Source organism: Acetobacter conturbans, from assembly GCF_011516755.1.
Lineage (GTDB): Bacteria > Pseudomonadota > Alphaproteobacteria > Acetobacterales > Acetobacteraceae > Acetobacter > Acetobacter conturbans.
Genome location: NZ_WOSY01000070.1, coordinates 1 through 952 on the forward strand (window position 1 = coordinate 1; position 952 = coordinate 952).

A 952-nucleotide genomic window follows, 5' to 3' on the forward strand; every position below is an offset into this window, starting at 1 on the left:
TAACCCCGGACCAGATGGCCAACAGCAACGCCGTCAGAAGGGCGGCATAACAACAACCGGGTATAGCTTATCAAGCCCGCAAAACTGTCCGAACGGACGGGACCACCTCAGATGGATCGTCTGCGGCCCTTTTCCCCGAAGATCCATGGCAAACCTCGCGTTGATGATCGTCGTATGTTGAGCGGGATCATTTTCGTGAACAGAAATGGTCTGCGTTGGCGTGATGCGCCTCGGGAATACGGTCCACACAAGACGCTCTACAACCGCTGGAAGCGCTGGAGTGCTATGGGGATCTTCATCCGCATGATGGGGACTGGCTACTGGCAAGGCAGAGCCTCAGACAATCATGATTGATGCGACCTATCTCAAGGCCCATCGCACGGCTTCGAGCCAGCGGTTAAAAAAGGGGGCCCAGGCCGTTTGATCGGGCGAACCAAAGGCGGGATGCATACGAAGCTGCATGCTGTCACTGACCGGAACGGACGTCCACTCGACTTCTTCATGACAACAGGTCAGATCGGTGATTATATTGGTGCCGCTGCTCTTCTGGACAGTCTTCCATCAGCCGAATGGATGAGGGCAGAGCGGGGCTATGACGCTGACTGGTTCAGAGAGGCCCTGGAGAAGAAAGGGATCAACCCCTGTATTCCTGGTCGAAAATCTCGTGCAAAACCGATCAAATACGACAAACGGAAATACAAAAGACACAACCGTATCGAGATCATGTTCGGCAGACTCAAGGACTGGAGACGGGTCGCAACACGCTATGACAGATGCCCGACCGTCTTCTTCTTCTTCTTCTTCTTCTTCTTCTCCGCAGTCTGCCTCGCCGCAACCGTCTTGTTCTGGCTATGAGTATCCGTCTTGGTCAAGTGTGGCGTGGTTCCCATAACCTGTCATTGCGTAACAGGACATTCGCCAGAATGACGAGACGCCGCATGAGAGCGGTCAG

General features: G+C 54.3%; 1 pseudogene. It reads left to right on the forward strand.

Going from position 1 to position 952, the window contains the following annotated elements:
* Window positions 1-111 precede the first annotated feature (111 nt).
* Window positions 112-855: pseudogene (locus tag GOB81_RS17355) on the forward strand (IS5 family transposase).
* Window positions 856-952 lie beyond the last annotated feature (97 nt).